Origin of the sequence: Blastococcus sp. HT6-4, assembly GCF_039679125.1 — a bacterium.
In the GTDB taxonomy this organism is placed as follows: Bacteria; Actinomycetota; Actinomycetes; order Mycobacteriales; family Geodermatophilaceae; genus Blastococcus; species Blastococcus montanus.
The window spans coordinates 95,485-117,553 of record NZ_CP155551.1 but is presented as its reverse complement, the minus strand read 5'-3'; the positions used below and the strand labels follow the sequence as shown (position 1 = coordinate 117,553).

Sequence of the window (22,069 nt, the reverse complement as noted above, 5' to 3'; positions counted from 1 at the left end):
GTCGGGAGGGTCCGGTATTCGGGCGGCAGGACTTCCCGGGCGGGTATCTCATCGCTAAGGTATCCAGCCATGAGCGAGCGCCGGGTTCGGATCGGGATCGACACCGGCGGGACGTTCACCGACGTCGTCGCCGTGGACGAGCAGACCGGTCGGACGACCACGACCAAGACCCCGTCGACGCCGGCCGACCCGGCCGAGGGCTTCCTGACCGGGGTTCGCAAGGTCCTCGACCTGATGGGCCTGCCCGGCGAGGCCGTCACCGCGGTCAGCCACGGCACCACGGTCGCGACCAACCAGCTGCTCGAGGGCAAGCTGGACCGGATCGGGTTCATCACCACCGAGGGCTACGAGTCGGTGCTGGAGATCGCCCGCCAGTCGGTGCCCGACGGCTACGGCAACAGCTACTTCTGGGTCAAGCCGCCGCGGATCGTCCCGGCCGACCTGGTGCGCACGGTGCGCGGGCGCCTGGACCACACCGGCACCGAGGTGCGCCCGTTCGACGAGGACGACGCCCGCGCGGCCGCCCGGTTCTTCCGCGAGGCCGGCATCACCACCATCGGCGTCTGCTTCCTGCACGCCTACGCGAACGACGCGCACGAGCAGGCGATGCTCGACGTGCTCCACGTGGAACATCCCGGCGCGGTGGTGAGCATCAGCTCCCAGGTGCTGCGCGAGTACCGCGAGTACGAGCGGTCGGTGACCACGCTGGTCGACGCCGCGGTGAAGCCGAAGGTCGGCGCCTACGTCACCAACATCCGCACCCGCCTGGACGAGATCGCCCCCGGCGTGCCGTTCTACGTCATGAAGAGCAACGGCGGTGTGCTCTCGGCCGCCGAGGTGGTGCACCAGCCGATCACCACGATGCTCTCCGGCCCGGCCGCCGGCGCCCTGGGCGCGGCGCTGATCGCGGGCACCGCCGGGTTCGACCGGATCCTCACCTGCGACGGCGGCGGCACCTCCACCGACGTCACCGTGGTCATCGACGGCGAGCCCGCGCTCACCACCGAGGGCTCGGTCGGCGACTACCCGTCCAAGATCCCGATGATCGACGTCGTCACCGTCGGCGCCGGTGGCGGCTCGATCGCCTGGCTGTCGCCGGAGGGCACGCTCAAGGTCGGCCCGAAGTCGGCCGGCGCCGACCCCGGCCCGATCTGCTACCCGAACGGGGGCGACCAGCCCACCGTCACCGACGCGCACGTCGTCCTCGGCCGGATCCCCCCGCACCTGCTGGGCGGGGAGATCCCGCTGTCGGTGGACGCGGCGCGCGAGGGCCTGACCACGCTGGGCGGGAAGCTCGACCTCTCGCTGGAGCGGACCGCCACCGGCATCCTCGAGATCTCCGCCTGGAACCAGGCCAACGCGCTGCGCCAGGTGACGGTCGCCAAGGGCCTCGACGTCCGCGACTTCACCCTCACCACGTTCGGTGGTTCCGGTTCGCTGCTCGCCTGCCGGCTCATGGACATCCTCAACCTCCCGCGCACGCTGGTGCCGCCGAACCCGGGCAACGTCAGCGCCTTCGGGCTGCTCACCGTCGACGTCCGCAACGACTACGTGCAGACCGTCGTCAGCAAGCACGTCGACCTCGACCTCGAGCCGGTGCGCGCGGTGTACGGAGCGCTGGAGGACCAGGCGCGCACCGCCCTGGACGGCGAGGGCTTCACGCGCGACGCCCAGCGCATGCAGCGCACCGCGGACCTGCGCTACGTGGGCCAGGCGTTCGAGGTGCGGGTCCCGGTGACCGACGGCGAGCTGGACGCCGCCGCGGCCGAGGAGGTCGCACAGGCCTTCCACGCAGCCCACCGCCGGCTCTACGGCTACGACTTCGCCGACGACCCGCGGCAGGCCGTCGAGTGGGTCAACCTCCGGGTCAGCGGGATCGGGCCGATCCGCCGCCCCGACCTGGTGGAGCTCCCCGCGCGCGAGGGCGGGCCCGAGCGCGCCGTGACCGGCAGCCGCCCGGTCTTCTTCGACGACTTGGTCGACACCCGCACGTACGACCGGCCCGGCCTCGCGCCCGGTGACGTGGTCAGCGGCCCCGCGATCATCGAGGAGTTCGGCTCCACCGTCCCGGTGCACCCCGGCTTCGCCGCCACCGTGGACGCCTACGGCAACCTGCTGCTCACGAAGGAGACGGACCGATGAGCGCCTTCCCGACGGGGCCGCTGAACGACACGACGGTCGACGCCGACCCGGTCCTCGTCGAGATCGTCGCCGGCACGCTGGCGGCGATCGAGAAGGAGGTCGAGACCTCGATCGGCCGGACCTCGCGCTCGCCGATGATCCGCGACGCGCACGACTTCCGGGCCGGCATCCACGACCGGAACCTGCGCAAGCTCACCGGCCGGTCGTACTCGGCGCTCGTGCACCCGGTGGTGCGCGACTACCCGATCGAGACGATGCAGGTGGGGGACGTCTTCTTCCACAACGACGTCTACGCCTCCGAGGGCGGCATCGGCCACCTGCCCGACCTCTGCGTGACCGTGCCGGTCTTCGCGTCCGCGGACGGCGGCGAGCCGCGGGTCGTCGCGTTCATCCAGGCGTTCGGCCACCACGACGACATCGGCGGCGCGGTGCCCGGCTCGATGCCGTCGGCGGCCACCAGCGTGTACGAGGAGGGCCTGATGGTCCCCCCGATCAAGCTGTGGGACCGCGGCGTGCCCAACGAGAGCGCGCTGAAGATCATGACGCGCAACTCGCGGATGCCCGACTCGCTGGCCGCCGACCTCGACGCCGAGTGCTCGGCCTGCCTGGCCGGGGCACGCCGGCTCGGTGAGCTGTTCGACCGGTACGGGGTCGAAGCCGTCGAGGCGGCGTTCGACGTCATCCTCGCCAGCTCCACCGAGGTCTACCGGCGGGAGATCCTGAGCCAGATCCCCGACGGCACCTACGTCTGGGAGGACTACGCCGAGCACGACGGCGTGGACGAGCCGAAGCTGCACCGCCAGCGCATCACGCTGACCATGGACTCCACCCAGGAGACGCCGCTGGTCATCGACTTCACCGGCACCGGCCCGCAGGCCAAGGGCCCGATCAACCACTGCGGCGACTACGCCGACGGCAACTTCCTGAAGAAGTGGCTGGCGCCGATCCTGCGCAACCTGGCCGAGAGCCCGGAGCGGATGGCGCAGCTGGACGTCAACGAGGGCGTCGTGCCGCTGATCGAGATGCGGTTCCCCGAGAAGGGGACGCTGCTCACCCCGATCTTCCCGGCGCCGACGAACGCCCGGACGTTCGTGATCCTGCGGCTGCTCGGCGTCCTCGCCGGCGTGCTGGCCAAGGCCACCGGCGGCCGGATGCCCGCCGACCAGGAGACGATCCGCTACACCGGCGTCTACGGCACGGACGTCGACGGCGAGCCGTACCTCATGCGCGAGGTGCTCGGCGGCGGGTCCGGCGGGCGGTACTACGCCGACGGCGAGGACACCATCCACGTCGTCCCCGACTCCCGGAACCTGCCGACCGAGTTCACCGAGGGCCGTTTCCCGCTGCGCGTCGAGCGGCTCGGGCTGGCGATGGACTCCGGCGGCCCCGGCCGGTACCGCGGCGGCTGCGGCTACGAGAAGCACATCCGGGTGCTCCGCGACGCGCACTTCATGTCGATCGCCGACCGCTCGATCCTCGCCTGCTGGGGGGTGAAGGGCGGCAAGGCCGGCCGGCCGTTCCAGATCACCGTCGACCCGGGTGGCCCCGACGAGCACGAGGTGGACGCGCTCGCCGACGCCGAGCCGCTGAAGGCCGGCACGGTGGTGCGGATCCGGACGACGGGTGGCGGCGGCTGGGGCGACCCGCTGGAGCGGCCGGTGGACGAGGTGCTGCGGGACATCGCCTGGCGCAAGGTGTCGGTGGCCGGCGCGCGGGAGGACTACGGCGTCGTCGTCCTCGACGACGGCCTGGCCGACCTCGGGGCGACCGAGGAGCTGCGTGCGTCGCTGCGGGCCGCGCGCACCGGCGAGGAGCCGTTCTTCGACCGCGGGCCGGGCTACGCCACCCTCTCCGGCGGCGCCGCGTTCAACGAGTTCGACGTCCTGTAGGGGTTCCGCGGACAGTCGGTCTCTGCCCAGCCCGGCTGGGCAGAGACCGACTGCGCTCGGGTCAGGTGATGGGTTCGGTGCCGCCGGCCTCAGGCTTGGCCTGGTCGCCGGTCTGTCCCTCGTCGCCCCCGGTGGACGTGTCCTGCTCGACGCCCTCCGGGGTGATCGGCGTCTCCTCGAGCACGTTCTCCCGTGCCTCGTCGCGGTCGGTCCCTGGTACCTCGGTCATGCCGGTCTCCTTCGTCGCTGGTAGCCGACCCGTACCCGGGCGGGCCACGAGCATCCGACCGCGGCCCCGGGTTCGCGACGAGCGAACGACTCGGCGGGCGGGGACGGGCCTGGGAGCGCAGGCTGGCGGCCATGACCGAGCCACGCACGGACGACGACGAGACGAACAACCTGCGCCCGGGGCAGCACGACGAGGGCGGGCACGGCGGCATGGCCACCCGCGAGCACGACGCGCGCCGAGACGACGAGCAGGACTGACCGGCACGTCAGCGCCGACACCAGGTGGCCGGGGGTTCGGGCGCAGGTGGTGGTGACGGCCGTGACCGCTCACTCAGTCGGTCTGCTGCCGCTCCATGTCACGCGCAGCCTCGCGGCGCCCCACGCTGAACGGATCGACGGTTCCGGCGCCCTGGCTGGGTTTGTGCTCCCACGACCGGATCTTGTCCGCGAGCTGCCGGACCCGCTTGTCGTTCGGGCCGCGGTCGATCTGGAAGTGGCTCTCCTTGGGCACCCGCTCGTCCCCGCCCCACCGGACCACCCCGTCGCACTCGGCGAGGATGTCGCGGACGACGATCAGCTCATTGGGATAGAGGTTCCCGCTGGCGCCCAGCGGATATCCGCCGGCACGGATGGCGATCGCGGTACCCGAGAGGTAGTTCGACTCGTAGTCCTCGGTGACCTCGCGAGTGGATGCGTGGCCGGTGAGGTCCCCCACCCGGAGACCGTCGATGTCGTAGTGGAAGCGGCGGGCGACGTGGGTGAGGATGAGGGCGACGTCGCCGCCGGCCACCCGGACGGTGAGGTCGCTGCCTTCGATCGGGACGGCGTCGACGGTGCCGAGGACGGGCCACCCGTTGGCCGACCTCCCCCGGGTCCACGGGCGTGGTCCCGCCGGCGGCGCAGCTGCCGCGAGCCCCGGAGCAGATGCGACGACGGCGGCCGTGAGGACGCCGGCGCCGGCGACCAGGAAGCGTCGCCTGGAGAGCGCGGAGGAGGTCATGGTCGGTCCCAATCTTCGTCGGCGCCCAGCGGGAGGCGGTCGTCGTGGCCGTCGGTCGAGAGCTGCCGCACACGTCGGCGGTAGCGGAGCTGCGCCACCGCGCCGGCCGCGAGGAACAGCAGGGTCGCGGCTCCGGCCAGCGCGATCCCGGGGTTGACGTAGTCCGGGACGAGCTCGGATTCCGGGTCCGAGTTGCACCGGTTGGAGAACGGGAAGGATGTCGGGCCGGTATGTACGAGCGGGTCGTCGTCGTACCGGAGGTTCCGCTCCACGCACACCTGCGGTGCACTGATGATCAGCACGTGGAACGCGCCGATGCCGCACAGGGCCAGGAGCACGCACAGGGAGCCGATCGCCGCCAGTCCCCAGGTGTCGGCGGCCCGGGACAGAGTCATGTGCCGCCGCGCCCGAGCACTGTCCTGCCGGTCACCGCTGGTACTCCCCGTCCGCCAGCCGCTGGAGGACGTCGGCATACCCCTCGAGGAAAGGGGTGAGCTTCTGGTCGGGCATGTGCACCGGCGGCACGAACAATTCGTAGCCCACCTGCTGAAGCATCACGGCGTGCGCCAAGCCCTCGAGGAGAACGTCCTGCGGGTCGTTGTGCCCGCCGTAGAGAGTCGTCTTGGCCGCGCTCATGCAGGTGTACCGGTCGGCGGCATACCGCTGGCGCCAGAACGAGCTGAACCGCGTGGTGTAACACCCCTGGGCGGCGTAGTACGTGCGGAATGCCTGGTTGATCGGCTGCCCCGCTCGCACGGCGAGGCCGATGTGGAAACCGTCGACGTCCTCGAGCAGGTCCTTCATGCTGAACGAAGACAACCCTGTGACGGTACCCAGCCGGTCCTGGCAGAAGAGGTAACCCGAGGCGTAGGACTCCTCGTTGGCCCGCCAGTCCCCGTAGAAGCTGCACAGATCGCCCATCCAGCCGCCGAAGTCGCCTCGGTTCGAGGAGTACCGGTCGGGCGCTGGGCTGCCGTGTCCGTACTGCACGATCGTCGACGCGGCCGCTGCCCAGTGGTCGATGTCGAGCGCGACGTTCGAGCCTGGCTCGACGAACTGGGGGTCGTGTCTCGGGGCGTGGGCCGCCACGTACGTCAGCCAGGCGCTCGGTGCGGTGGGAAGCAGTTCCGGCCACCCCGGTTCGGTCCCGTACTTTCGGCCGCGGAGATACTGCAGCACGCGGATGCTGGGGTCCCCGTCCCCGTAGTCGACCGCGCACTGGTAGAGAGCGTCTACGTAGGCCATGTACTCCTCGACCTCGCGTGCCTCGCTGCCGACGTTCTCCGGTCCGACGCCCGGATCGATCTCCGGTCGGTGGGCGTCCCGGTCCAGGGGGAAGGACTCGGTGCCCGTGGTGAAGGCGATCTCCTGGATCTGGTTGAACGCCCAGTTCGCGGGCAGCGGAAAACCCAAGTTGCCGGAGAACCCGTAGGACATGCTCGAGACGAAGGACTTCGAGGCGAGGCCGGCGGCGCTCACCCGGCGGCAGACGTTCCGAGAGCCGTAGACGCCCACCACGTAGCGCCGTCCGCTGTACTGGAACGCCTGCTGTACACCACGGAAGTACTCGAGGACGTAGCTGTCGATGTCGGCGTCCGTGGCGTCGTAGTCGACAGCGAAGTAGATCGTCGTACCCGGGTTGAACCCGTAGCCAACGGCACGGTCGTGGGCATCGAACCCCTGCCCCTGCCCGGCCAGGCGCGTGAAGTCAGTCTTGGCGTTCCCCGCCACCTGCATGATCGGCCGAACGCGCATGCCCGCAGCGAAGATGACCTCGAGCTCCCCGGGCTTGATCTCCTTGTCCAGCCGGCCGCCGGGGACGTTCTTGAGGTATCGGCCGACGACCATGTACCCCGGACGATCGGGCCCGTTGGCCTTCACCAGCGCGGCGGCGCGTGATGCGGTGATGGTCTCGGCCGTGTCGCAGCCGTACACCCTCCGGTTGACGTCGCCCATGGAAACCAGCAGCTGCGCCCAGGTCGTGTAGTCCCCGATGCCGGTGACCGGCAGGTAGGAGAACTGCTGGAACGCCCTGATCCACTCCGACAGCTTCGCGTCGAAGGTGCTCCGGAAGGTGGTGACGTAGGTGTCGCTCGGCGAGTCGGGCAGGGAGAAGGCGCCGTTGAACACGCAGGCCGCGGAGAGCAACTGCACGAAGATGCCCGTGCTGTTCAGCGTCAGCTCGCGGCTCCGCAACCCTGACTGCGTGGCCGGGCCGAAGTTGCCGTTCACCGATGCGTCCGCGATGCCCAGTTCGTACTGGATGCCCATCATCAGAGCCTTCTGCACGTCCCGTGTGTAGAGGCCGTCGCACGGGCTGATGAAGAAGTTGGTGCGCTTCCAGTAGCGACTGTTCAGCCACTGCTGGATCTCCCGAACCGCAGGCGTGCCCGATGACACGACCACGTAGGCGTCCATGGTGAGCAGCGACTTGAACACCTTCGGCTGCACCGTGCCGTTGCTGAACGACCCCAGGCCCATGTCGGACATCACCCGGCCGACCACGCCGGTCGTCCCCGGACCGAAGGACCCGCTGATGGCCCCGGGAGAATAGCCCTTGCAGTACAGGGCGGCCTGGATGATCGCGACGATGTTCGTGTTCGGTTCCCCGGGGCCGATGTCACCCTTGGCCTGCAGCTTGCTGAGGGTCGTGGGACCGAACGTGTTCGACGTCGTGGTGATGCCCAGCTCGAGCTGGAGTGCGCGAGTGAGCGAGTACATCACCGGCCAGCCGGTTCGCCCGTCCTCCTCGCACCCCTGGTAGCCGGCCCGGCCGGCGTAGGTGCGGTTCACCCACCGCTGCGCCTCCGACACCATCTGGTCCACGGACGTCGGCCCGTCGTCTCGATGCTTCGCCGAGACGACGGAGTCGCTGACGCAGCCCGGAATTACTGCAACGAACAGTGCTGGATCGAACACGCACTGTCAAGAAGCCTGCGCCGGCGTCGGTCGGCGCAGCACGAGGGGCTCGTCGTCCGCGGGCCGGCGGTACGCCGGGCGGGGCGCAGATGGGGCACCGCCCCGCCGCCAAGGCCGGCCGCTCGCCCCATCCAGGGGGAGAACTGGAGCTCTCTCGGAAACGTGTGGATCGTCCGGTACTCCGTGCCCTGCCCGACGGAGATCAGTAGCGCCGGGCCGGACGTGACCGGCTGACCCCGAGGGATCCATCCCCCCGGTCCCGGCAAGACGACGGGACGGCTAGCCCGGGTGGCCTCGCCACCGCACCCACCGCACCCACCGCAGCAACCCGGCACGATGGCGGCGGGCCGCCGGGCCCACTGGTGGGGGGTCGACCGGCCCGGGATCGGGTCGGGCGGCGGCCCATCCGGCCACCAGCGCCTCGACGTCGGCGAGTCCGGGCACGGGGGCCCAGCGGCTCTCCTGGGGACGGCGCCAGAAGGCCTCCACCCGCGCGTTGTAGTCCTCGGCCAGCGCCCGCACCTCGGCCTCCGACGCCAGCCGCACCGCCCGCTCGGGCAGCTGGTCGCGCTCGCGCCGCAGGGCCAGGCCCGGCGGGAGCATCGCCGCGGTGTCCAGCCCTTCACGCCGGGCCTTGGCCACGGCCCAGTCGTGGGCGTCCTGGGTGAGATCCTCGCGGCGCAACGGCCGGCCCGCCCCGGAGAGGGTGTCGAAGTCGCCGCGTTCCACCCCCCGGGCGATCTGCGACTCCACCCAGGTCTCGAAGGACATTCCGTGAGGCTTGCGCTCGGTCACCACTCCCATGGTCGCCTCGTCTGACACGCTCGGCACGTGCGGACGACAGGCAGCCGGGAGGTGTACCGGAACCCGTGGATCCGGGTGCGCGAGGACACGGTGGAGCGGGCGGACGGCTCGTCGGGGGTGTACGGCGTCGTCGAGAAGCCGCACTTCGCCGTCGTGCTGGCCGCCGAGCGCGACGGGCTCTGGGTGGTCCAGCAGTTCCGCCACCCCGTCGGCCGCCGTACCTGGGAGTTCCCGCAGGGCACGTGGGCCGACGGCGACGGCGGCTCGCCGGCGGACCTCGCCCGCGCGGAGCTGGCCGAGGAGACCGGGCTGCGGGCGGGGGCGCTGGACCACCTGGGCCGCCTGGACCTCGCCCCGGGGCTGTCCACCCAGGAGTTCGACGTCTGGCTGGCCACCGACCTGACCTCCGGCCCGACGGCCCGGGAGGTCACCGAGGCCGACATGGTGGCGGCCTTCGTGACCGAGACGGAGCTCCGGGTCATGATCGGCGACGGCCGGTTCACCGACGGTCCGTCGCTCGCCGCCTACTCGCTGCTGCTCCTGTCGCGCCCCTGAGCCCGGCCACCGGAGGACCGCGGCACGGAGCGTGGCGACCGGCCCACGATCGGGTGGGTACGCCCCCGGCCGGGGTGCGCGGGGAGTGGCCGGCCAGCAGGCTGTCCGGGTGCCGTCGTCCGCCCCGGGCCTGCCCGCGCTGCCACCCGAGCTGGCCGGGCCGGTCGGGGTGCAGCTGGCCAAGCCGGTGCGCGCGATCCCGCAGCCCCCGGCGCTGGCCGGCGGTTGCCGCTACGAGCCCAAGTGGGACGGCTACCGGCTGGTGATCGTGCGCGACCGGAGCTCCACCCGGCTGTGGTCCAAGCAGGGCCGCGACCTCACCGACCGGTTCCCCGACGTCGCCGCCGCCGCGCTGGCCCAGCTGCCCCCGGGGTGCGTGGTCGACGGCGAGGTCGTCATCTGGCACGACGAGCGGCTGGACTTCGGGCTGCTGCAGCGCCGGATGGTCGCCTCTCCCGGCCGGATCGCCGCGCAGGTGGCCGCCGCACCGGCCTCCTACGTCGCGTTCGACCTGCTGGCCGCGGGCTTGGAGGACCTGCGCGGCCGCACCTTCACCCGGCGCCGCGCCGCCCTGGAGGAGCTCGCCGGGCGGTGGGCGCCTCCGCTGCAGCTCTCCCCCGTGACCGCCGACCCCGCGCAGGCACAGCAGTGGTTCGACGACTTCCGCCCCGCCGGCGTCGAGGGGCTGGTCGTCAAGGGAGCCGCCACCCGCTACGCCCCGGGCCGCCGCGACTGGCTGAAGGTGAAGAGCTGGGAGACCACCGAGGTGCTCGCCGGCGGCGTCATCGGCCCGCTCGAGCGCCCGAGCCAGCTGGTGGCCGGCCGGTACCGGGACGGCGAGCTCGTCGTCGTCGGCCGGACCAGCCCGCTCTCCCCGCACCAGTCGGCCGAGCTGGCGGCCGCGCTCCGCCCGGCGCGGGACGACCACCCGTGGCCCGCGCGCATCGGCACCGGCCGGTTCGGCGGCGGCCGGCTCTCGGTCCCGCTCACCCGCGTCGACCCCACCGTCGTGGTCGAGGTCAGCGCCGACGCCGCCCTGCAGGCGGGGTCTTCCGCCACCCGCTGCGGTTCGTCCGGACCCGCCCCGACCTGCACCCCGAGGACGTCGCCCCGCTCTGATCCCGGGTACCCCCCGTGCGGGTGAACCGGGTCGCCCCCCGCCCGCAGCCGGCCGATGACAGAAGTGTGACCACCTCCGCCACGTGGGCGTCCGCCCGCGCCGCCTGGCTGCACGCCGCCCTGGTCGTGGCCGTGGTCGCCGTCGTCGTGACCGCCGTGCCCCTGGGCCCGTGGCGACCGGCCGCCGAGGTGCCGGTCTTCCTGCTCGGCGTGGCGGGTGTCCGCTCCGCCCTGCGCCACCACCGGGCGCCGCTCGTCCTGACCTGGCGGGCACTGGGCGCGGCCCTGCTCTGCTTCGCCGCCAGCAGCGCCGTCGAGGCCCTCGCGATGGCGGGCGTGCTCCCCGGCGTGCTCGGCGCCCTGGAGTCCGGGCTGGACGTCGCCGCCTACACCGGGCTGGTCGTCGCCGCGATCGGTGTCCTCCGGGGCGGACGGCGCCGGCGCGACTGGGCGGCCCTCGCGGACACCGGCACGCTGCTGCTGGCCACCGGGCTCGCGGTCCTCGCCATCCGGGGTGACCGGCACACGGTGTCCCACGACGCCGTCGAGGTCGACATCGGCACCCCGCTGATCACCGCCGTCCTGCTCATCGTCTGCATCCCGCTGGCCGTCGCCCGCGGCCGCCGCTCGGTGAGCACGACGGCGCTCCTCGCGGCCGCCGTCCTCGTCGTCGCCGGCTACGCCGGACGCATGCTCCTCGGGCCGCTGCGCGAGAACCCGCTGCTGGACCCCCTGCCGCTGCTGGCGGTCGCGGCGATCACCCTCTCGGCGCGGCACCCCTCGGTCGCCGCCATGGGCACGCGCCCGGACTCCGCCCAGGACGCATCCTCCAGCCGGGTCCTCGGCCTCGGCGCCGCGCTCCTGATCAGCCCGGCGCTGCTGCTGCTGTGGAGCGTCGGGCACGGCGGCATCGGGTACGTCCTCGGCGCCGGCAGCTCGCTGCTCACCGGGCTGGCGCTGTGGCGGCTGACGGCGCTCGACCGGGAACGGGAGCGCGCCCGGGCCGCCCTGGTCGCCAGCCAGACCCGCATGCAGCTGCTCCTGGCCAACGCCGCGGACGTCATCGCGATCATCGACACCGACGGGACCATCAGCTACATGAGCCCGGCGGCGGAGTCGCTGCTCGGCCGCCCCGCCGGCGAGTACGTCGGCCGCGCCGCCATCGAGCTCGCCGACCCGCGCGACCAGACCCGTCTCCGCGCCGCCCTCGCGGCCGCGGGGGAGGTCTCGACGGGGCCGGTCACCGTGCCCCAGGTCGTGGACACCGACATCCGCATCCGGCACAGCGCCGGTGGCAGCCGGTGGGTCGAGGCCCGCATCAGCGGCAAGGTCGAGGCCGTCGGCCTGGACGGCTGGGTGGTCAACCTGCGGGAGGTGACCGACCGCAAGCTCTTCGAGGACGAACTGCGTCGGCAGGCGACCACCGACCCGCTGACCGGGCTGCTCAACCGCACCGCCTTCAACGAGCGGCTGGCCGAGGCCACCGCCGCCGTGGACCCGGCCGCACCGCCGGCGGTGCTCTTCGTCGACGTGGACGACTTCAAGAGCGTGAACGACTCCCTGGGGCACGCCGCCGGTGACGAGCTGCTGCTGGCCGTCGCCGGCCGGCTGTCGGCCGACGTGCGCGGCGACGACGTCGTGGCCCGGCTGGGCGGTGACGAGTTCGCGCTGCTGCTGTCCGACGCCGGCGGCGTGCGCCTCCAGGACGTCGCCGACCGGCTGCTCGCCGCCCTGCGGACCCCGGTGGAGCTCCCCGGCCGGGCGATCACCGTGACGGCGAGCATCGGCGGCGCCCTCGCCGGCCCCGGCTGCACCGCCGAGGAGCTGCTGCACCGCGCCGACACGGCGATGTACACCGCCAAGCGCGCGGGCAAGGACTCCTGCACCCTGCTCGGCACCGGGGAGCCCGAGACCGCGCTGCAGTGAGCGGCGCCGCTACGGCTGCTGCGGCACCCGGCCCCGGGCGACCAGCAGCCGGCGCAGTAGGTCGGCCAGCTGCTCCCGGTCGCGGTCGGACAACCCGTTCAGCAGCTCCCGCTCGGTCTCCAGGTGATCGGGCAGCGCCGCATCCAGCGCCGCGCGTCCGGCCGCCGTCAGGGTGACCACCACGGCCCGCCCGTCGGCCTCGCTGCGCTCGCGCGTGATCAGGCCCTTCTCCTCCAGGCGGTCGAGCCGCTGGGTGATCGCGCCGGAGGTGACCAGCGCGGTGCGCATGAGGGCGGTCGGGGTGAGCTGGTAGGGCGCCCCCGCCCGCCGCAGGGCCGCCAGGACGTCGAACGACGGCGCGTCGAGCCCGTGCCGGGCGAAGGTGGAGCGCTGGGCGAGGTGGACCTCCCGCTGCAGCTGGGTGATCCGGCCGATGATCCCCATCGGCGAGCAGTCGAGATCCGGCCGTTCCCGGGCCCACTGCTCCAGGATCAGGTCGACCGCGTCCTCCACGTCGCTCACCGTAGTGGCCCGGTGCGGTGGGGAGTCGCGGTGCGTCAGCGGAGCCGGCTGCTGAGCCGGACGGTGAGCCCGGGCGCCGCCGGGAGGAGGTCGACGTGGTCCCACAGCTTGCGGGCCAGCCACAGCCCCATGCCGCCCCGCGTGAGGTCGGGGCCGTGGGCCGGGCGGATGCCGGCGAACGGCACGTCGAGCCCGCGCCCCCGGTCGGTGACGGTGCACACGATCCGCTCGGCATCGGCCCACACCCGGGCCGAGACCGGCCGGGCCCCGTGGCGGAAGGCGTTGGCCGCGATCTCGCTGGCGGCGAGGTGCAGGTCGGCGGCCTGGTCGCCATCGCGCACCTGCGCGCCGATGGCCACGCGGAGGTGCCGGCGCAGACCGGCCAGCGACGGGGCGTCCTCGATCGCGAGCACCGGCGGGGCGTCCTCGACCGCCTCGCGGGGCAGCGGCAGCTCGCGCACGAAGTCGGCGGGATCCCGGAACCCGGCGCTGCGGCGGGAACGCCCGTCGGCGAGGACCGAGGCGTGCGTGGCGCCGGCGGCGGCGATCACGTCGGCCGGCAGCACCCGGCGGTCGTACAGGCACAGGGCCGACACCGGCATGCGGGACAGCAGCTCGTTCATGGCCGCCTCGTACCGCAGCCCCTCCCGCCAGTTCCGTGGCGCGGGCCCGAACTGCACCTGTCCGGCGAGGCGCAGCCGGCCGGAGCCGGTCCCCGTCGCCCGTCGCACCAGTTCGCCGAGGGCCGTCACCGCATCGGGGACCGACGCGTCGAGCAGGCAGAGGCGGGCATCGGTCTCCACCGCGCCGGCACGCACCCCCAGGGCGCCGCTGATCAGCGCGGCCGTGTGGGGCGGGCAGGCCAGGACGACGAGGTCACCGGCGTGCAACCCCTCCTCGACGTACGGGAGCGTGCCGGCGAGCAGCTCGTCGTCGGAGCCGACCAGTGCGGCGGTGTGCGGCGGCGGGGCCCACGCGGCGGCGGCACGGACGCGAGCGGACCGGACGGCCACCGCCGCGTCCACGTCCGCCGCCTGGTGCATCCGGCCCTCTGCTCGTGCGGGGCCGGAGCGATCCCGGCCGACTGGTTGACCATTCTCGGACATCATCGGCCACCCCGTGCCACCGGGGCGCGGTGGACCGGTACCACGTCACCCCATCGGGCACGTCCACCGTTGCACGGCCGCGACGCAGACCGGTGGCGAGCCCGACCCTCGCGACCGGGCTCCGACCTCGTCATCGTCACGTCGGTGGGCCGGCTACAGCCGAATCACGCGGACGGGAGGGCTGATCGGTTCCGGATCCGCACCGGTCCCACGGGCCCCGGCCGGTGGTGGTCAACGGCGGAACGCGTCGACCGACTTCCGCAGCTCCTCGGACATCTCCACCAGGGCCGTGGCGGCCGACTGCATGTCGCCGACCCCGGCGTGGGTCTCCTGCGCACCCCTGGCCACGTCGGCGACCGTGTCGGCGATGCCGCGGCCGCTGCGGGCGGCGTCGTTGATCGCCCGCGTCATCTCGTTGGTGGTGGCCGTCTGCTCCTCCACCGCCGAGGCGATCGTCGTCTGGTAGTCGTTGATCTCGGCGATGATCGTGGTGACGCTGCCGATGGCGTGGACCGCGCTGCCGGTGTCGGTCTGGATGGCCTCGACGCGGCGGGCGATGTCCTCGGTGGCCTTCGCGGTCTCCTGCGCCAGCTCCTTCACCTCGTTGGCCACGACGGCGAAGCCCTTGCCCGCCTCGCCGGCCCGGGCGGCCTCGATGGTGGCGTTGAGCGCCAGCAGGTTGGTCTGCTCCGCGATGCTCGTGATCACCTTGACGACGTTGCCGATCTCGGCCGAGGACTCCCCCAGCTTGGCGATCGTCGCCGTCGTCGACTCCGCCGCCGAGACGGCACTGCCCGCGACCCGCGCGGCCTCGGCCGCGTTGTGGGCGATCTCGCGGATCGAGGCCCCCATCTCCTCGGCGCCGGCGGCCACCGCCTCGATGCCGCCGCTCACCTCGGTCGCCGCCGTGGTGACGCTCTCCGCCTGCCCCTGCGACCGCTCGGCGGTCTGCGAGATGGCCGCACCGGTGGACGACAGCGTGCGCGCGGCGTCCTGGAGGAGCTCCGAGGCCTGACCGACCTCGTTCACGACGTCGGTCACCCGGTCCAGCGTGGTGTTCACCGCGGTGGCGAGCTGGTCGAGCTCGTTGCGCCCGGCCCCCTCGTCCAGCCGTCGGGTCAGGTCACCGGTGGTGAGGACGTCGGTCATCGTCCGGATCGGCCGGGTGACGCTGCGGCCGATGACGAGGGTCAGCGCGACGATGACGGCGATCAACGGTGCCGCCCACAGGGCCATGGTCAGCAGCTCGGCCCGGAAGGCCCCGTTGAGGTCGGCCAGGTAGATGCCGGAGCCGACGACCCAGCCCCACGGCTCGTAGCCCGCGACGTAGGACACCTTCGCCTGGGGCTCCTCCTCACCGGGCTTGGGCCACATGTAGTCGACGAAGCCGGAGCCGTCCCGCTCGACCACGTCGACCATCTCGACGAAGAGCTTCTTGCCGGTGGGGTCCTCGTTCGCGGACAGGTCCGTGCCGTCCAGCTCCGGCTTGATGGGGTGCATGACCATCGCCGGGCTCATGTCGTTGACCCAGAAGTACTCCTCACCGGAGTAGCGCAGCCCGCGCAGGGCGTCCATCGCGGCGGTCTGCGCCTGCTGGCGGGTCAGCGCGCCGGACTCCTCCTGGGCCCCGTAGTACGCCACGACGCCGAGCACCGTCTCGACCGCCGAGCGGGCCTTGTTCCGCTGCTCGGCCTCGATCGTGCTGCGCACGTGCAGTGCACCGATGACGGCGATCGTCGCCATCCCGATCACCGCCGCGAGCGCGATCGCGATCAGGCGCGTGCTGATCCTCGTCGAACCGAACCATCGCCCCATGTGCCCTGCTCCTCCGTCGCACGGCCCGGTCGCCGTCCCTCTCCTTTTCGGCGGGCGACCGTCGGAATCAAGCGCAGTTCACATCCGGCCGCAGGGCGAGGGGCCGTGCCGTGACGGTTCAGCGACGGTTGGACACCGTGACGGTGAACTTCCGGTCCTGCCCGGCGACGCGGGTGGGGCCGACCACCCGGTTGAGCACCGGGCGGTAGCGCAGCGCGGAGTTGTAGACCGCCCAGAGCTCACCGCCCGGTCGCAGCACCCGGGCCGCGGCCGCGAAGAGCCGGTCGGCCGCCGTCGTCACCACGGCGGCGCCGACGTGGAACGGCGGGTTGCACACCACCAGGTCGATGCTGCCGTCGGCCACCGTCGCCGCCGCGTCGTCCCGGACGACGTCCACCCGGTCGGCGACGCCGTTGGCGGCCGCGGTCGCCGCGGCCGAGGCCACGGCCGCCGCCGACTGGTCGACCGCCAGCACCCGCAGCTCCGGCCGGCTCCGGACCAGCAGGGTGGCCAGCACCCCGGTGCCGCAGCCGAGGTCGACGGCGGTGCGCGCGGTGCCGTCCATCTCCGGCAGCGACCGCAGCAGCGCCCGGGTGCCGATGTCGATCTTCGTGCCGGCGAACGCCGCCCCGTGGGCGCACACGGTGAGGTCGAGGTCCGGGTGCACCTGGCACCGCGGGAAGGACGACGGCGCCGGCTCGGGTGCCCGGGCGACGAGGACCCGCGACTTCTGCCTCGCCAGCGTCGCCGACACCTCGCCGAACGAGGACCCCAGGACGTCGTTCATCGCGTGGGTCATGTGCTTGACCCGGCCGCCCACGAGGACGGTGACGTCGGGGGCGGCCGACGCGGCGAACACCTCCGCGATCTCCCGCAGCGCGTCCAGCGCCCGGGGCGCCTTGACCAGCACGACCCGGGCGCCCTCGGCCAGCTCCGGACCCAGCGGCAACGAGCGGTAGCTGCCGGCCAGGCCGACCCGCTCGGCGTTGGCGGCCAGCGCCAGCTCGCCCACCAGCAGGTCCTGGGCCACCCGCACCCCCGTGGCGCCGTGGGCGGCGACCAGGCCGAGGGTCAGGGCGCCGTAGGAGTCGTCGACGACGGCGACCTCGCCGGGGGCGCACCCGGCGACGAGGTCGGCGGCGGTGTCGAGCAGCAGGCGGTCGGTGGCGTCGACCGCGACCAGGTCGGGCGCCTCGACGTCGGGCACCCGCCGCAGGGCGGCGAACAGCTCATGGGCAGGGATGTCCATGCCTGCACTCAGGGGCGGGGCGTGGCGGTGATCAGGCCGGCGACGACGCGGGCGAGCTCCGGGCCGACGTCCTCCTGCAGGAAGTGGCCGCCACCGGCCAGCGTCGTGTGCGGCATCCCCTGCGCGCCGGGGACCAGCTTCTGGAAGACGCGCTCCCCGCCGCCGGTGATCGGGTCGCTGTCGGAGAAGGCCGTGAGGAAGGGCCGGTCGAAGCCGCGGAGCACCGCCCAGGCGGCCCGGTTGGCCTCGGCCGCGGGGTCGTCGGGGCGGGTCGGGACCAGGCTGGGGAACACCCGCGCGCCGGCCTTGTACCGGTCGTCGGGGAAGGGCGCGTCGTAGGCGGCGACGACCTCGGGGCTCAGCTCACCGGCCGTCCCGTTCGACACGATCCGCCCGATCTCGAACTCCGGGCTCTCCTGGGAGAAGCGCTGCCAGTTGAGGAACGCCTCGCTCATCCGCTGGTCGCCGGTCGGCAGGCCGGTGTTGGCGACCACCACCCGGGCGAACCGGTCGGGGTGCTCGCCGACCAGGCGCAGCCCGAGCAGGCCGCCCCAGTCCTGGCAGACCAGCGTGACGGCGGAGAGGTCCAGCTGGTCGAACAGCGCCTCGCGCAGCCACCCGACGTGGCGGGCGTAGCTGTAGTCCTCGCGCGCGACAGGCTTGTCCGACCGGCCGAAGCCGACCAGGTCGGGCGCGACGACGCGCAGCTCGGCCCGGAGCAGCACCGGGATCATGTGGCGGTACAGGAACGACCACGACGGCTCGCCGTGGAGCAGCAGCACCGTCTCGGCGTGCCGGGGCCCCTCGTCGACGTAGGCCATCCGGAGCCGGCCGCCGTCGCCGTCGCCGACCTCGACGTAGTTCGGCTCGTACGGGAAGTCGGGCAGGTCGGCGAAGCGGTCGTCGGGCGTCCTGAGGGTCTCCATGAACCGGCCTCCACGTTCCAGGCATAGGAGGCTATGCCTACGGTTTCTGGGCCTGAACCGTAGGCATAGCCTCCTATGCCAGGGCGGAGCGGGTCAGACGCCGGGCAGGCCGACCGGGCACGAGACCCCGGTCGAGTGCACCGGGCAGTAGCCGTTCGGCACCTTGTAGAGGTACTGCTGGTGGTAGTCCTCGGCGTAGAAGAACTCGCCCAGCGGCGCGATCTCGGTGGTGATCTCGCCGTAGCCGGCCGCCTTCAGGCGCTCCTGGTACGCGTCGCGGGTGGCCCGTGCGGCGGCCTCCTGCTCCGGCGAGGCGTAGTAAATCGCCGAGCGGTACTGGGTGCCGATGTCGTTGCCCTGGCGCATGCCCTGGGTCGGGTCGTGGTCCTCCCAGAACGCCTTCAGCAGCTGCTCGTAGGAGGTCAGCGCCGGGTCGAAGACGACGAGGACGACCTCGGTGTGGCCGGTGCGCGCCGAGCAGACCTCGTCGTAGGTGGGGTTCGGCGTGTGGCCGCCGGCGTAGCCCACCGCGGTCGAGTAGACGCCCGGGAGCTCCCAGAACACCTTCTCCACGCCCCAGAAGCAGCCCGCGCCGAACACGGCGGTCTGCATGCCGTCGGGGAACGGCGGCTGGATGCGGTTGCCGTTGATCGCGTGCACCTCGGGCACGTGCGGCAACGGGTCGGGACGGCCGGGCAGCGCGTCCTGGGCCGGGACGGGCTGCGTCTTCAACCGGGAGAACAACATGCCCCGAGCCTAGGCCCGGCCCGCAACCCGGCGGCGCACGACCGGACCGTCCGCTGCGGCCCTGACCAGCACGGGGCAGGATCGCGGGCGTGCCCGTGACGACGCGTGAATGGCAGCTGGCGGCGCGGCCGCACGGCGAGCCGACCTCCGACGACTTCCGCCTGGTCGAGTTGGAGCGGCCCGACCCGGCCGAGGGGCAGGTGGTCGTCCGGATGCTCGTGATGAGCGTCGACCCGTACATGCGGGGCCGGATGAACGCCGGGAAGTCCTACGCCGCCAGCTGGGAGATCGGCGAGACGATGAAGGGCGGCGCGGTCGGCCGGGTGGTCGAGTCGCGCTCCCCCGACGTGCCCGAGGGTGCGCTCGTGCTCGCCGACGCGGCGTGGCGGGACGTCGCCGTGCTCGACGCCGCGCACGTCCGGGTCCTCCCGGAGCTGCCGGGCATCCCGCCCAGCTACCACCTCGGCGTCCTCGGCATGCCGGGGCTGACCGCCTACGCCGGGCTGTTCCGGCTGGCCGCCTTCCGCGAGGGCGACGCCGTCTTCGTCTCCGGCGCGGCCGGCGCGGTCGGCAGCCTCGTCGGCCAGTTCGCCAGGCTGAGCGGCGCCTCCGCGGTCATCGGCAGCGCGGGCACGCCGGAGAAGGTGAGCTGGCTGACCGGGGAGCTCGGGTTCACCGCCGCCTTCGACTACCACGACGGGCCCGTCGCGAAGCAGCTCGCGGCGGCGGCGCCCGGTGGCATCGACGTCTTCTTCGACAACGTCGGCGGCGAGCACCTCGAGGCGGCCATCGGCGCGTTCAACGAGTTCGGCCGGGCCGCCCTGTGCGGCGCGATCTCGGGCTACAACGCCGTCGAGCCGCAGCCGGGTCCGCGCAACATGTTCATGCTCGTGACGAAGAAGCTGAGCCTGCGCGGGTTCATCGTCGGCGACCACGCGGACCTGCGCGACGAGTTCACCGCGAAGGTCGGCGACCTGCTGACGTCCGGGCAGCTCGTCGTCCGGGAGACCGTGCGGGAGGGGCTGGACGACGCCGTCGACACGTTCCTGGACCTGCTGCGCGGCGGGAACACCGGGAAGATGGTCGTCCGCCTCGCGCACGAATGAGCCCTGGTGCACGAATGAGCTAGTGGTGGTGCAGCGGAGCACGCTGCAGGTGGGCGACCAGCCGGCCGAGCTCGGTGACGACCGCGCCCTCGGCCAGCAGCGAGGGGACCTCGGGCGCCTCCGAGTCGGCCAGCAGCCGGCGCAGCTCCTCGACCTCGCGGGCCGCCGCCTCGACCGGGCGCCGGGCGGCGGCGGTGTCCCGCGAGGTCTCCGGGGTGCCGTAGGAGGTCAGGGCCTCGGCCACCGACCGGAGCGCCCGGGCCAGCGCGGGCCGGAACAGCTCGTTGAGGTGCAGCACGGGATCACCGGGGTCGGCGGCCTCCGACAGCGAGGTGGCGAGGTCCCGGACGGCGAGGGTGATGTTCTCCAGCTCTCGAAGGTCTGCCGCTGGCTCGGCGGGACGTGCCCGAACCGGCGCCCCCGCGGGTTGAAGCGGGTGCTCTCGTCGCCGGTGCGCACCGCCTCCCGGGCGTCCTGCAGCGGACCGTCGAGCTCCCGGGCCCGGTCGATCCACCGCTGCTCCTCCGGCGGCCAGTCCCCACCGACCTCCGACGACATGTCGTCGACCAGGTCGCCCAGGCGGTGCCGGAGGGTGACCAGCGCCCGCTCGGCGGCCCTCACCTGCAGCGGCGGGATCACCACGATGTTCACCGCGGCGGCGACCAGCCCGCCGATCACGCCCTCCGCGAGCAGCTGTCCCGCGTAGAGCCGCGGCTCCTCGGCGAGCAGCAGGACCAGCAGCGCCACGACCGGGACCTGCACGCCCTCCTCCCCGAGCCGCTGCCACTTCGACAGCACCACGGCCACCACGAGGACCAGCCCGAGGGACCACACGTGCAGGCCGGCGGTGGCCGTGACCACGTACCCCAGCGCCAGTCCCAGGCCGACCGCGGACAGGCCGTGCGCCTCGACGGACCCGCGGACGCCGGCGAGCCCACGGGTCAGCGTCGTCCTGATGCTCCGCACGACCCCTGCCCGATCCCCACGCCCGCTCCGCCGGCCCACCCCGTGCGAGCGCCCGGACACGACACCGGCCGCCCCCGGCGGTTCCCGCGGGCGCAGACGGGGCAGTGCCCCGTCATGTGGCTCTTCCTCACCCGCCGGCTGCGCATGTGGCTGCTCCTGACCGTCGTGGTCCCCCTCGGCACCGGCGTCCTGCGCCGCGTCGGGCGCGCGCTGGAGCGGCGCCGCGGCCCGTCGACGGTCAGCAACGCCCTGCTCAAGGCCGGCGATCTCGGGGACCGGGCGCGGACGAGCCTGCGGGGTGGCCGCCGGGGGCGCCGGGCGTGACGGAGCCGGTCCTGGAGAGCCGGCCGGCTCGCGTCACCCCGCGGGCGGTGGCGCTGTTCTGCCACGGCGGGACCGTGGCCAGCGTGGAGCCGCCCAAGGAGCGGGCGCTGTCACTGGTGCGGATGCGCGCCATCGAGCAGGCCGTGTCCGCCGCCGGCGCGCCGCAGGGGCTGACCACCTGCCTGCTGCGCTACCGCGTGGCCGGCTGGAACGGCGCGGCCGCCGACGCCTACGCCGACGTCCGCTGGGCGCTGGACCGGATCCGCGCCGAGCACGGCGGCCTGCCGGTCGTGCTCGTCGGGCACTCGATGGGCGGCCGGGCGGTGCTGCGCGCGGGCGGGCACGACGGGGTGGCCGCCGTCTGCGCCCTGGCGCCCTGGACCCCACCGGGGGAACCGGTCGGCCACCTGCGGGGCCGCACCGTCGCGATCCTGCACGGCCGTGGTGACCGCTGGGTGCCGGCGCAGCTGTCGGCCGACTACGCGGTCCGGGCCCAGCGTGCCGGCGCGCGGGTGGCGCGGTTCACCGTCGCCGGCGGGCACAGCATGGTGCGCCGTGCGTACCGCTGGCACGCCTTCGCGCGCGACGTCGTCCTCGCCGGCGGGGGCCTCGCGCCGATGCCGCCCGCGCTGGCCGAGGCGCTGGAGCGACCGGCCCCCGAGGGGCTCGCCGTCCCGCTCTGAGGAGGGCACCGCGCCGTCGGCCGGCCGCCCCCGGGCTCACCCG

General features: G+C 73.4%; 22 protein-coding genes. 9 read left to right on the top strand and 13 right to left on the bottom strand.

Translation table 11 applies throughout. The features are described 5' to 3' along the window. Positions 1–69 precede the first annotated feature (69 nt). Together ABDB74_RS00550 and ABDB74_RS00545 are read left to right on the top strand one after the other, a co-directional pair. Positions 70–2,142: a hydantoinase/oxoprolinase family protein gene (locus ABDB74_RS00550; RefSeq protein ID WP_346620967.1), complete on the top strand. Its 2,073-nt coding sequence runs from the start codon at positions 70–72 to the stop codon at positions 2,140–2,142. Continuing rightward, positions 2,139–4,031 carry a hydantoinase B/oxoprolinase family protein gene (locus ABDB74_RS00545; RefSeq protein WP_346620966.1) on the top strand — a complete coding sequence of 631 codons (1,893 nt, stop codon included), beginning with the start codon at positions 2,139–2,141 and terminating at the stop codon, positions 4,029–4,031. Before ABDB74_RS00550 ends, ABDB74_RS00545 begins: the two co-directional genes overlap by 4 nt. A 61-nt stretch (positions 4,032–4,092) precedes the next feature. On the opposite strand, the gene ABDB74_RS00540 is transcribed toward ABDB74_RS00545, so the two are convergent. Further along, on the bottom strand, positions 4,093–4,260 hold the full coding sequence (locus ABDB74_RS00540; protein ID WP_346620964.1) for a hypothetical protein: 168 nt from the start codon (positions 4,258–4,260) through the stop codon (positions 4,093–4,095). Positions 4,261–4,391: 131 nt separating this feature from the next. Between ABDB74_RS00540 and ABDB74_RS00535 the strand changes: the two genes are divergently transcribed. Then, on the top strand, positions 4,392–4,517 hold the full coding sequence (locus tag ABDB74_RS00535) for a hypothetical protein (protein WP_346620962.1): 126 nt from the start codon (positions 4,392–4,394) through the stop codon (positions 4,515–4,517). 73 nt (positions 4,518–4,590) lie between these two features. On the opposite strand, the gene ABDB74_RS00530 is transcribed toward ABDB74_RS00535, so the two are convergent. From ABDB74_RS00530 to ABDB74_RS00515, 4 genes are all read right to left on the bottom strand, one after another. Continuing rightward, a complete protein-coding gene (locus tag ABDB74_RS00530) occupies positions 4,591–5,259 on the bottom strand; it encodes a hypothetical protein (RefSeq protein WP_346620961.1) in 669 nt (222 codons plus the stop codon). Beyond that, the gene (locus ABDB74_RS00525; protein ID WP_346620960.1) at positions 5,256–5,654 is read right to left on the bottom strand and encodes a hypothetical protein; all 399 of its coding nucleotides are present in this window, start codon (positions 5,652–5,654) and stop codon (positions 5,256–5,258) included. Before ABDB74_RS00525 ends, ABDB74_RS00530 begins: the two co-directional genes overlap by 4 nt. A gap of 31 nt (positions 5,655–5,685) precedes the next feature. Then, on the bottom strand, positions 5,686–8,076 hold the full coding sequence (locus ABDB74_RS00520) for a glycoside hydrolase domain-containing protein (RefSeq protein WP_346623822.1): 2,391 nt from the start codon (positions 8,074–8,076) through the stop codon (positions 5,686–5,688). 381 nt (positions 8,077–8,457) lie between these two features. Further along, positions 8,458–8,949, bottom strand: coding sequence for a DUF1992 domain-containing protein (locus tag ABDB74_RS00515; protein WP_346620959.1), 492 nt, complete (start codon positions 8,947–8,949; stop codon positions 8,458–8,460). 60 nt (positions 8,950–9,009) lie between these two features. Here ABDB74_RS00515 and ABDB74_RS00510 point away from each other — a divergent pair, with 60 nt between their 5' ends. The 3 genes from ABDB74_RS00510 (at position 9,010) to ABDB74_RS00500 (ending at position 12,582) form a co-directional block, all read left to right on the top strand. Then, entirely contained in the window at positions 9,010–9,537 is a 528-nt protein-coding gene (locus tag ABDB74_RS00510; RefSeq protein WP_346620958.1) for an NUDIX hydrolase, read from the top strand. 109 nt (positions 9,538–9,646) lie between these two features. Beyond that, positions 9,647–10,681: an ATP-dependent DNA ligase gene (locus ABDB74_RS00505; protein WP_346620957.1), complete on the top strand. Its 1,035-nt coding sequence runs from the start codon at positions 9,647–9,649 to the stop codon at positions 10,679–10,681. Positions 10,682–10,722: 41 nt separating this feature from the next. Next, positions 10,723–12,582: a sensor domain-containing diguanylate cyclase gene (locus ABDB74_RS00500; RefSeq protein ID WP_346620956.1), complete on the top strand. Its 1,860-nt coding sequence runs from the start codon at positions 10,723–10,725 to the stop codon at positions 12,580–12,582. A gap of 9 nt (positions 12,583–12,591) precedes the next feature. Here the strand turns inward: ABDB74_RS00500 and ABDB74_RS00495 are convergent, their stop codons facing one another. From ABDB74_RS00495 to msrA, 6 genes are all read right to left on the bottom strand, one after another. Then, on the bottom strand, positions 12,592–13,095 hold the full coding sequence (locus tag ABDB74_RS00495; RefSeq protein WP_346620954.1) for a MarR family transcriptional regulator: 504 nt from the start codon (positions 13,093–13,095) through the stop codon (positions 12,592–12,594). Positions 13,096–13,139: 44 nt separating this feature from the next. After that, complete coding sequence (locus ABDB74_RS00490) at positions 13,140–14,147, bottom strand: sensor histidine kinase (protein WP_346620953.1); 1,008 nt, start codon at positions 14,145–14,147, stop codon at positions 13,140–13,142. A 294-nt stretch (positions 14,148–14,441) separates the two neighbouring features. Next, a complete protein-coding gene (locus ABDB74_RS00485) occupies positions 14,442–16,025 on the bottom strand; it encodes a methyl-accepting chemotaxis protein (protein WP_346620951.1) in 1,584 nt (527 codons plus the stop codon). Positions 16,026–16,143: 118 nt separating this feature from the next. Next, complete coding sequence (locus ABDB74_RS00480; protein WP_346620950.1) at positions 16,144–17,274, bottom strand: methyltransferase; 1,131 nt, start codon at positions 17,272–17,274, stop codon at positions 16,144–16,146. Positions 17,275–17,282: 8 nt separating this feature from the next. Continuing rightward, a complete protein-coding gene (locus ABDB74_RS00475) occupies positions 17,283–18,200 on the bottom strand; it encodes a haloalkane dehalogenase (RefSeq protein WP_346620949.1) in 918 nt (305 codons plus the stop codon). Between the two features lie 93 nt (positions 18,201–18,293). Beyond that, positions 18,294–18,947 (bottom strand): peptide-methionine (S)-S-oxide reductase MsrA, encoded by a 654-nt coding sequence (gene msrA / locus ABDB74_RS00470; RefSeq protein WP_346620947.1) that lies wholly within the window; start codon positions 18,945–18,947, stop codon positions 18,294–18,296. A gap of 89 nt (positions 18,948–19,036) precedes the next feature. Between msrA and ABDB74_RS00465 the strand changes: the two genes are divergently transcribed. After that, on the top strand, positions 19,037–20,053 hold the full coding sequence (locus tag ABDB74_RS00465) for an NADP-dependent oxidoreductase (RefSeq protein ID WP_407062148.1): 1,017 nt from the start codon (positions 19,037–19,039) through the stop codon (positions 20,051–20,053). A gap of 19 nt (positions 20,054–20,072) precedes the next feature. Here the strand turns inward: ABDB74_RS00465 and ABDB74_RS00460 are convergent, their stop codons facing one another. Both ABDB74_RS00460 and ABDB74_RS00455 read right to left on the bottom strand, forming a co-directional pair. Then, positions 20,073–20,297, bottom strand: a complete 225-nt coding sequence (locus ABDB74_RS00460; protein ID WP_346620946.1) for a hypothetical protein — start codon at positions 20,295–20,297, stop codon at positions 20,073–20,075. Next, the gene (locus tag ABDB74_RS00455; protein ID WP_346620944.1) at positions 20,282–21,019 is read right to left on the bottom strand and encodes a hypothetical protein; all 738 of its coding nucleotides are present in this window, start codon (positions 21,017–21,019) and stop codon (positions 20,282–20,284) included. Before ABDB74_RS00455 ends, ABDB74_RS00460 begins: the two co-directional genes overlap by 16 nt. 114 nt (positions 21,020–21,133) lie before the next feature. Here ABDB74_RS00455 and ABDB74_RS00450 point away from each other — a divergent pair, with 114 nt between their 5' ends. Both ABDB74_RS00450 and ABDB74_RS00445 read left to right on the top strand, forming a co-directional pair. Beyond that, positions 21,134–21,343 carry a hypothetical protein gene (locus ABDB74_RS00450; RefSeq protein WP_346620943.1) on the top strand — a complete coding sequence of 70 codons (210 nt, stop codon included), beginning with the start codon at positions 21,134–21,136 and terminating at the stop codon, positions 21,341–21,343. Then, positions 21,340–22,026 carry an alpha/beta fold hydrolase gene (locus ABDB74_RS00445; RefSeq protein ID WP_346620942.1) on the top strand — a complete coding sequence of 229 codons (687 nt, stop codon included), beginning with the start codon at positions 21,340–21,342 and terminating at the stop codon, positions 22,024–22,026. The genes ABDB74_RS00450 and ABDB74_RS00445 overlap by 4 nt, the downstream gene beginning before the upstream one ends. Positions 22,027–22,069 lie beyond the last annotated feature (43 nt).